The organism is Paracoccus aerius (assembly GCF_014656455.1).
Taxonomy (GTDB): domain Bacteria; phylum Pseudomonadota; class Alphaproteobacteria; order Rhodobacterales; family Rhodobacteraceae; genus Paracoccus; species Paracoccus aerius.
In genome coordinates this window covers 1-8,908 of record NZ_BNCL01000050.1, presented here as the reverse complement: position 1 = coordinate 8,908, position 8,908 = coordinate 1, and the positions used below count along the sequence as shown (strand labels likewise).

Below are 8,908 nucleotides of genomic sequence, written 5' to 3'. Positions count from 1 at the left end.
GGCGCGCTTGCCACACCCGAAACCGAAAACTATCAACCCCAAGGACTCTCGTTATGAACGAGGGACGACCGGGGGGCAGGTCACGGTCCGTGCCAGAACAGTTTACGACCATAGGCCATTCAAACCGTAGCCTGGAGGAGTTTATCGACATGCTGCGCGAGGCCGGTGTTGCCTTGCTTGTCGATGTCCGGTCGTTTCCGCGATCTCGTACCAACCCAACCTTCAATATCGACCGCCTGCCGACCGATCTTGCCCAGGTGCAAATCGGTTATTTGCATTGTCCTGCGCTCGGGGGTAGGCGCTCAAGACAAGAGGGTGTTGACGAGCACCTCAATGGCATGTGGCGGGTTCGCAGCTTTCACAACTATGCGGACTATGCGTTAGGCGAAGAGTTTACCAAAGCGTTCGAGAACCTCCTTCGCCTTGGCCAGGAAAAACGCTTGGCGCTGATGTGCTCGGAAGCCGTCTGGTGGCGCTGCCATCGTCGTATCATCACAGACTATCTGCTGCTGAACGGTTATCCTGTCGTTCATCTGATGAAGCTTGGACATAGTGTTCAGGCCACGCCGACATCCGGCGCAACAAGGATCCAGGGCGGCAAGGTTCTTTATCCGGCTGTCACGACATGATTGGAGAAGCGGAGGAGGCCTGCGGGAGGCGAGTACTCGTGATGACATCCTTGATCCCGAAGCAGCAACAAAGGCTACAAGGGGATTTTCCATACAGTCGCGCTCTGGCTTCAAAGGCTTCCCGGAGGGGACTGAATGGCGCTTGCCTCTGAAGACGGCTGGTGGCTGAGATCGCAAGGTGGCTGCCGGGCTGAGGAGCCGAGAATTTCAGCTGTCTGACGGCTTCTCCTCCGGTCCGGACTCAGATGTTAGGCTGCGTCCTAGCGTTTAGGTGATGCCGTGACTTTTGAGCCCGCATCCACGTCCGGATGACTGCCAATTTCATGAGCTGGCGAACGAGCAGTAGACAGCCGGCATCAAGTTTTTTGATGAATGACGTATACTTGATATCATTGACTACCGCGTTGCTTCAGGACCATCTGCGGGCATGAGTCAGATGATTGCCATCCTGTACCGCAGTGAAGCGCTGACTGCCGCACACGGCGAGGCTGATGCGGAGATCGTGTCAGTAGCCCGGGAACGGAACACGGTTCTGAATGTAACAGGCTTTCTACATCGGGAGAATGATACATTCTATCAATGGCTCGAAGGGCCAGCAGATGCGGTCAGGCGGATATTCGCATCGGTCCTGAAGGACAGGCGGCACCGCAACGTCCAGAAGCTAAGTGAGATCAAGATTGATCACCGCAGTTTTCCCGCCTGGTCGATGACCTATTCGGACGGGAGAACCACGTCACTGTTTGACTGGGCGGCGGAAGCCGAGCTTTCGCTTCGGATGGCCCGCTCTGACCAAGTTTCCTCTGTATTGCAGTTCCACAGCCAGAAGTGCCACGATAACAGCATCTAGCTGTCCCTGGAACCTTCTTCAGCGCATCATGTTGGTTCTTTCCTCAGGCCGTCATTGAAAGGGCGGTTTGGTGGCCCTGTCAAAAAGTTGGTGAACGCCAACTCTGTGTTTCTTTTTGGCAAGATACGGTCGCATCATCGTCCATAGGCAAAGGAGGTTTTGTTCTCGCTGAGCCTGCTAGAACGAGGGCGGCGCCCTTTCATGGCGTTTGCCTTGTGCCTGATGATCGGAAATAACGTGCCCCGGTACAGTACCGGGGCAGCGGAGATTAGTTTTCCTGTATCTCGCCGGCCGCGGCACGCGTGCCAAGTTCGAGCTGCCGCATGCCGCTCTCGACCGTCGCGGGGTCCCACATGTTGGGCATCGCCGGCTGCGCCTGCGTCGCCATGTATCCGCTTTCGGCGGGTTCTCCGGCTTCGGGAGCGTTGCTGGAAGCAGGTTGGCTTCCGGTACTGCTCCCGCCGCTCGCCGAACTGGCCTGAGCGTCTGAAGCAGCCGGAGATCCTGATGGCGCAGGAAGAGGAGCGGCAAGCGCGAGCAGTTCTCCGGAAGGCCCGACGATCATGTAGAGTATAGTGTTTGTTGGGGAGGTTCCCTTCAGGACACTGCTGCCCTTTACATCCTCGACGTCACGCATCCCCACTTTTTCGGCCTGGCTCTTTGCGTTCTCGTTGCCCGCTGCTTGGGTCGAGGCGCTGTCTTGCGACTGCTGCGCCCACAAAGGCCCGGCTGCCAAGGCAAGACCAAACGCCGCAGCAACGTGCTTGCTGCAGGTCTTCCAGTTTGTCGTTGTCATGTGCATTTCCTTTGATCGCATCCGGGGTTCAGCGGTCGCGTGCTGGACCCTGCGGTTTATCCTTGAAGGCTCTCGACCTCGGCTGGTTTAGCGTCGCCGGAAGCCAAGGGCACTGGAACAGCAGGGCGGACCTTCAAGGCCCGCCCTGCACCGGGACAATCAGGCGTCCCAAAAGCCGCCGTCGCCCATATCGTCGCCGATATCGGCCAGTTCCGGTTCTTCAATCATGCCGTCGCCATTGTCATCGTAGCGATCGAAGATCTCTTGGGTCAGTTCGTCTTCGGTAACGCTGCCATCACCTGTTCTGTCGAACTCGGCAAACAGCCCCCAGGTCTGGAAGCCGGTCTGGAATTCGTTGCCGAGAATGACACCGTCGCCGTCAACGTCCCAAGCTTCGAAGCCGGTTGCTTCCCGGGCTGGTTCTTCGGCCGGGGTAACGGCATCACCGACTTCTGTCTCGTCCCGGGCCTCGACCACTTGCTCACCGTGGAAGCGCCAAAAGCCCTCGTCCCCGAAATCACGTTCGAACGCGCCGTATTCTGTGGCTTCAATGGCATCAGTCAGGTCGCCATCATACCGGCCGTAGATCCCGCTGCTGAACTCCTCTTCGGACAGCACACCATCGCCATCATCATCCCAGTCGGCGAAGTTGACCCGCTCACGGAAGCCCTCGCGGAACTCCTCGACGCTCAGCAGCCCGTCGGAGTCGGTGTCCCAGGCTTCCTCCTCCCAGATGGACTGGGCGAAAGCTGGTGCGGTGCATAGAAACAAGGCCGCCAAGCCAGCTGCAGGGCGATTGTTGTATTTTAGCATGATCTTTCCTCCAATATGGCTGAGAGTCAGTTTCAGTTGCCGGGAGTGATTTCGGCACCGCCGGTTCCATTTCCCGTGGCGGCGGGGGCGGTCGGGGCGCCTTCTGTCTGGGTATCGCCGCCGGTCTGACCCGTTTTCGCTTGGGTCTGCTCAGCCGTGCTGGCGGGGTTCGTAGCGCCCTCCTGGGGCTGGTCTGTCGTGGCGGCAGCGCCATCGGCGTTCTGGTCCCCCGTTGCTTGTTGCCCGGAGCGAGGTTTCCCGTCTGGCCCATAGAAGGTGATGTCCGCCCCGGTCAGAAGAGAGGTTTCGATTTCCTCGAACGCTTGACGGCGAAGACCTTCTTCGAGCTGCTGCCGCAACTGCTCCAGCGGCGGCACCTCATTGCTAGAGACCGCCTGCAGTGCCGCATACGCCTGCTCCACACTCTCCGGTGTTACACGGCTCTCAAGTTCGCGTTGCAGCCAAACCTGCACCAGCGCGTGTTTCTCGGCGGCTTGCGTGGCCTTTGAGACCAGCGACTGGACCTCGGGGTCCTGGGCCAGGTTTTGAGAACGCGCTTTTTGCACGATCGCTTCACGCAGAAGCAACTGCTGAAGCACGAGAGACGCCACGATCTCGGGCGGGTGGGCGGTAAGCGGCGGAGGCAGTGCGCCGACCGCTGTCAGCAAATCGGAATTGCGGATCTCCACGCCGCCAATAGTTGCAAGCAGTCCATCGGTGACAGCTCCCGAAGACGACTGCCCACCAGCACCTTGCGCTGTTTCATCCAAAGGCTGCGCCTGCTCAGTGTTCGTGTCTTCCTGAGTTTTGGCACTCGGGGTCTCTTGAGCCAGAAGAGCGCCCGCCCAGAAAGGAAGGCTGAGCAGTGCGATGGTGGCGGAATTCATCAGTCTGGTCTTTGCGCAAACGGCAGCGAAAGCCATTTCCATCTCCTTTCGGTTCTTGGTCTGCAAGACGTGCGGTTTGCCCCAAGAGAGCTGAAGCCGCACCGGTACAGTGGTCGCGAAACCAAGGTAGGCGATGTCCGGACGCCGAATTCGCTATGTGTTTGTCGGGGCTGTGACAGCCTGTGACAGATACGGCTGCTGATACAGTTTGATGCGATTTGCTTCTGGAAAACCGATGTCAGGGCATCGTCAGTTCCTGGCCGTCGGGCAGAAAGCGAATCAATATGAATGTGATCAAAAGGAGCGTTCTGCACAGTGGCAGAAGTTGCCCACACCCTCATATGAGGCCCGCAATCCGAATACCGTCACAAGGGAAGAATAAGTTCGGCGCGTAGCCCGCCCTCTCTGCGATTGATCAACCGCACTTCTCCACCATGATCCTCGGCTATGGCTTGGACAATGCTCAAGCCAAGACCGATCCCCCCTGCATCTGCGGAGCGGGATGTGTCACCACGGTTGAAGGGCAGGAACACCCTTTCAAGCTGGTTTTCGGGAATGCCCGGTCCCCGATCCTCCACCGAGATGACGGCAGCATGCCTGGAACGGTGTGTGCTCACATGTGCTTCCTGTCCATACTTGAGGGCATTCTCGATCAGGTTCGTCACGGCACGCTTGATGCCCACGCGCTTGCAGGAGATGATGATGCCAGAAGCGCAATCGCAGCTGATGCAAGCGCCGCTGTCGGCGAGATCATCGCAGATGCTGCCGACCAGTGCTCCAAGATCGATACGGCTCTTGGGCTCAGCCTCGTCCAAGGTTCGGGCGTAATTCAGGAAGGTGCCGATGATGACATCGATGTCATCGAGCGCACGAAGGTTCTTTTCGCGCTCGGGCGAGGCGGGCATCATTTCGCTGCGCAGCCTGATCTGGGTGATCGGCGTTCTCAGGTCATGAGAGATGGCCGCCAGGAACTCGGTCCTGCCACGGATAAGCCGTATCAGCCTGCGCTGCATCTTGTTGAAGGCCGTGGCAGCCAGCACCACCTCGCTTGGCCCGGCCACCGGCAGAGGCATCGAGAACAGGTTGCGCCCCAGACGCTCGGCCGCTTCAGATAGGCGGGCAAGCGGCTGTGTGACCCGTCTCACCAGCCAGAACGCAACCAGTGCGATTGCAACAGCACTCGAGATGATGTTGGCCAGAAACAGGCCCGGCAATGACGTTGCCTGGGGACTGAGAAGACCGATGAAGTTTATCCACTTGTCAGCGTCATGCCGCATCGAGATTGCCAATGCGGACCCTTCGTCGGGAAGGTTGCGGGCATAGGACGGTGATCCGGCTCGACCTGAGGGGTCGAAGGGTGGGGGATCGACGTGATATCCGTCCTCTTCAAGGAAGCGAACACGCAGGTCACCTTCAGCGATACGCGGCACCTGGGTCCGCAGATAGGCCATGATGTCGCGTTCGGTCTTCGTTGGATCCGGCACGGCGACGGCTGGCTCATCGGACAGCCAGACACGAAAGTTACGAGTGTCTGAGAAGGAGGCAATGTTGTCGTGCCAGTCCGCAGGCAGCTCATGCAAGAGACGGCTGATGTCTGCGGCTCTTTCGGCCCGATCCACAGCCTCGGTGATGGCAAGCGTATCGCGTCGATCAAGGGCGTAGAATAACAGTCCGGCGGCGTGGGACAGAATAAAACTGGCAATGATGATGGCGGCCGTCTGAAACCGCATGCTGGCGTAAATGGCCATCAGGCCGCGTCCGGCGTGAACAGATAGCCGTCACCCCAGATCGTCTTGATGATGCGCGGCTCGCGCGGGTCGTCGCCCAGCTTGCGCCGCAACCGGCTGACCTGGATGTCGATGCTGCGATCCGAGATGATGGCAGAGCGGCCATGGGTGGCGTCCAGAAGCTTCTCGCGCGACAGCACGACTTGCGGCCAGGTCAGAAAGGCGACAAGCAGTTCGTATTCCGCGCTGCTCAGTTGGACCACGATGTCATCCGCCGAAATCAGTTCCCGCTTGCCGGTGTCGAGGCGCCATCCGTCAAAGGAGATGAACCGGGACGCCGGATCCTGTGGTGCCGGTTTCGGCCCGGCGCTTCGGCGCAGCACGGCCTTGATGCGGGCCAGCAGTTCGCGCCCGTGGAATGGCTTTGGAAGATAATCGTCAGCCCCCATTTCGAGACCAAGAACACGGTCGAAGTCGTCTCCTTTCGCAGTCAGCATAATGATCGGCGTCGTGACGCCGGTCGCCCGCAACTCACGGCAAAAGGTGAGCCCGTCCTTGCCCGGCAGCATAAGATCAAGGACCATGAGGTCCACCGAGCCTTCTTCAAGCGAACGCTGGGCTGATCGTACATTCGGTGCCTGACTGGCCTGATAGCCGTCTGCCGAAATGACTTGTGACACGAGATCGCGGATCTCCGGATCATCGTCGACAATCAGAATGTGATGGTTCGACATCACTCCCGTCCTCCTTCCATCCCGCCAGTTCATTCTTCCCCAAGTATGCAGCCACTGGCCGCAGAATTCTCAGGAAAGTGGTGACAGGATATGTCTGGCGGCTTCGCCTGTCATAGCCTGTCACAACCTCGACAAAGACGCCGCGAATTCCGACTGCCGGTTCGGTCTACACAGGGTGAATGAACACCAGCACAAGGAAACCGCGGGATCCTGGAGCAGTGCAGGTCGAGGTGTTTTGGCCTCCTGCCCCTGCCTGCGCATCTTCCTGGCACGAGCCCTGGTGAAAGCCAACACAGGAGACACTTCCATGCGTGCAATACAGATGAGACTGCTTCTGGCGGCCTCCGCCCTGGCATCGGGACTTGCCAGTATGGCAGCGGCCCAGGAGGCGGAGATCGAGGCCGAGATCGTCCCGCTGGCCGAATGGCGGTATGATGAACTCTACACGAACGGCATCAGCGTCGAGGACATGATCGGTTCCGACGTAAAGGGGCCTACAGGCGATGACATCGGTGATGTTGAAAACGTCCTGTTCGGTCAAGACGGGCAGGTCTTGTCGGTTGTGGCCGAGGTGGGCGGCTTTTTCGAACTCGGCGACACTCATGTGAACATCCCGTGGGACATGGTTGAAGCGTCCAAGTGGGATGACGGCATCGAGATCCCATTTACGCAAGACACGATCGAGGACTTCACGCTCTTCACGGATGAGGTCGTCACCGCCAGTGATGCCACCTCAGAGGTCGAGGAAGTCGAGGGCGATGGAGCGGATGTCGTTGACACCGGACGCCGCGTCTGGCGTGCGGGCGAGCTTATCGGGGACTACGCGCGTCTGAAGGACGGGAATGGCTTCACCAACTATGGCTATATTGATGACCTGATCGTACGTGATGGAAAGGTCGCGGCCGTGGTGGTGAGTCCGGATGTGGCTTGGGGCGGCGGAGGCTACTACGCCTATCCTTATTATGGCTATGATCATGGCTGGAACCCCGGCCGGGGGTTCTACGATCTGCCCTACGAGCGAACTGAAGTTGAGGCGCTTGAACCCCTAGACAGGGAACAGATCGGCAATTGAAGCCACGAAGAGGCGGCTCGCCCTGGCGGGCCGCTCCCGTCAGCTCAGGACGGAAGAAGGCTGGGTTGAAGCCAAACCGTTCGCGAAGTGGCCTCGGCCAATCTTATAGTTCGGACGCGACAGGACAGGCGTAAGCGCCGCCATGCCCGCCTTTGAGGGTTTGACGTTGGAGCGTCACACCAGAGGCCCGCTTGTTCTCTGACAGAGCCAATGGCCATCCTGTGCTATCCCCGACCGCGGTAAGGAAAAGGGACGCCGCCAGACCCGGTATACAGAAGGAGGGAGAATGGAAGCTACATCTCAGGGGCGTGCAATTGCCTGGAGCCTCGCGGTCTTGCTGCTTGCGGCCAATGTAGCGGGCTATGCCTTTGACCTGTATGCCGCAGCTTGGTGGTTCGACCGAGTGCTGCACGCGGCCACGCTCTTTGCAATGACATTTTGGCTGGCGCTTCTGGTCTGCGCCCGCGTCTTCCAGCCAAGATGGACCTTGATTGCCGCCGCCCTGGTCACAAGCCTGGGAGTAGCCATCGGCGCCTGGTGGGAAGTGGCCGAGTGGGCCTTTGACCTGTTGGCACCAGGCAACGTCATCAAGGGCAAGAACGATACCGTAATCGACATCATGATGGATACGCTCGGCGCTGTCCTTGCCGCGGTTCTGGCGCCGCGTTTCTTGCGTTCTGATTGGAAGCCTGTCGGCTCAGAAGATTGAACCGTCATCGGGGCAGTTGCTGTGAGGCTTCTCACGGCCATGCAATTCCTTGTGGCTTCCACCTCGGTCCGTCGGACCGCTTTTGCCGAGGCGTCCATTTCGAGCCTCTTCTTGATCCAATCTGGAGAGCGTCAGAAGCAGCATGCTTTCTAACGGAACTGAAAGTGGAGGTTCCACCGAGGCCGGGCAGCATGACGCGGCAGTTCATCGGAGTATTCCAGTATCGGAAGGACGGCCTCTCGTTTCGCGGGATCATTTTTCCCTCTTGCAGAGGTCGATAAGCTCGGCAAGCGTCTTGCGCACTTCATACAGCCCGAAGGCCAGGGCATTGCGGTTCCGATGCAACTCTGATCGGGGATCATCCTCTGCCAACCTTGCCCTCAACCCTCTCAGCGCCTCGTCGATCTGCCGCGTCCGCTGCTCGGTGCCGTCCTTTCCTTCAGCCAGGGCCTTCACGATGTCGCAGGTCTCACGGCGCAGCGTGCTGACCTCGTCCCTCAAGCCGCTGTTGCCCACGATTGGCGACACACTGGTCTCGGCGGCGCGGTCCAGAATGATGACCGAGTTGTAAAGCCTTCGAAGCGCATCGAGGCTGCGCTGCATTTCTGCGCATGTTGATTTCCACCCAGAACTGAGCCGGCATTTCCATCGAGAAGTGAGCCACCTCTAACTATGGATTTCCGGTCATTCAGTG

General features: G+C 59.1%; 10 protein-coding genes. 4 read left to right on the top strand and 6 right to left on the bottom strand.

The genetic code is table 11. From position 1 onward, the window contains the following. Positions 1-53: 53 nt before the first annotated feature. Both IE224_RS20170 and IE224_RS20165 read left to right on the top strand, forming a co-directional pair. Positions 54-629, top strand: coding sequence for a DUF488 domain-containing protein (locus IE224_RS20170; RefSeq protein WP_268246571.1), 576 nt, complete (start codon positions 54-56; stop codon positions 627-629). A 436-nt stretch (positions 630-1,065) separates the two neighbouring features. Further along, positions 1,066-1,476: a BLUF domain-containing protein gene (locus IE224_RS20165; RefSeq protein ID WP_191313242.1), complete on the top strand. Its 411-nt coding sequence runs from the start codon at positions 1,066-1,068 to the stop codon at positions 1,474-1,476. A 268-nt stretch (positions 1,477-1,744) separates the two neighbouring features. On the opposite strand, the gene IE224_RS20160 is transcribed toward IE224_RS20165, so the two are convergent. The 5 genes from IE224_RS20160 to IE224_RS20140 form a co-directional block, all read right to left on the bottom strand. Beyond that, on the bottom strand, positions 1,745-2,272 hold the full coding sequence (locus IE224_RS20160; protein ID WP_191313240.1) for a hypothetical protein: 528 nt from the start codon (positions 2,270-2,272) through the stop codon (positions 1,745-1,747). Positions 2,273-2,431: 159 nt separating this feature from the next. Next, positions 2,432-3,085: a hypothetical protein gene (locus IE224_RS20155; protein WP_191313239.1), complete on the bottom strand. Its 654-nt coding sequence runs from the start codon at positions 3,083-3,085 to the stop codon at positions 2,432-2,434. A gap of 32 nt (positions 3,086-3,117) precedes the next feature. Further along, complete coding sequence (locus IE224_RS20150) at positions 3,118-4,014, bottom strand: hypothetical protein (protein WP_191313237.1); 897 nt, start codon at positions 4,012-4,014, stop codon at positions 3,118-3,120. A gap of 323 nt (positions 4,015-4,337) precedes the next feature. Continuing rightward, positions 4,338-5,720 (bottom strand): ATP-binding protein, encoded by a 1,383-nt coding sequence (locus IE224_RS20145; protein ID WP_191313235.1) that lies wholly within the window; start codon positions 5,718-5,720, stop codon positions 4,338-4,340. Next, positions 5,720-6,433, bottom strand: coding sequence for a response regulator (locus IE224_RS20140; protein ID WP_191313233.1), 714 nt, complete (start codon positions 6,431-6,433; stop codon positions 5,720-5,722). The genes IE224_RS20145 and IE224_RS20140 overlap by 1 nt, the downstream gene beginning before the upstream one ends. 322 nt (positions 6,434-6,755) lie before the next feature. Between IE224_RS20140 and IE224_RS20135 the strand changes: the two genes are divergently transcribed. Together IE224_RS20135 and IE224_RS20130 are read left to right on the top strand one after the other, a co-directional pair. Next, positions 6,756-7,505 carry a PRC-barrel domain-containing protein gene (locus IE224_RS20135; protein ID WP_191313231.1) on the top strand — a complete coding sequence of 250 codons (750 nt, stop codon included), beginning with the start codon at positions 6,756-6,758 and terminating at the stop codon, positions 7,503-7,505. Positions 7,506-7,791: 286 nt separating this feature from the next. After that, positions 7,792-8,214: a DUF2238 domain-containing protein gene (locus tag IE224_RS20130; RefSeq protein ID WP_191313229.1), complete on the top strand. Its 423-nt coding sequence runs from the start codon at positions 7,792-7,794 to the stop codon at positions 8,212-8,214. 252 nt (positions 8,215-8,466) lie between these two features. Here IE224_RS20130 and IE224_RS20125 read toward each other — a convergent pair whose 3' ends face one another. After that, complete coding sequence (locus IE224_RS20125) at positions 8,467-8,817, bottom strand: hypothetical protein (protein WP_191313227.1); 351 nt, start codon at positions 8,815-8,817, stop codon at positions 8,467-8,469. Positions 8,818-8,908: the final 91 nt, after the last annotated feature.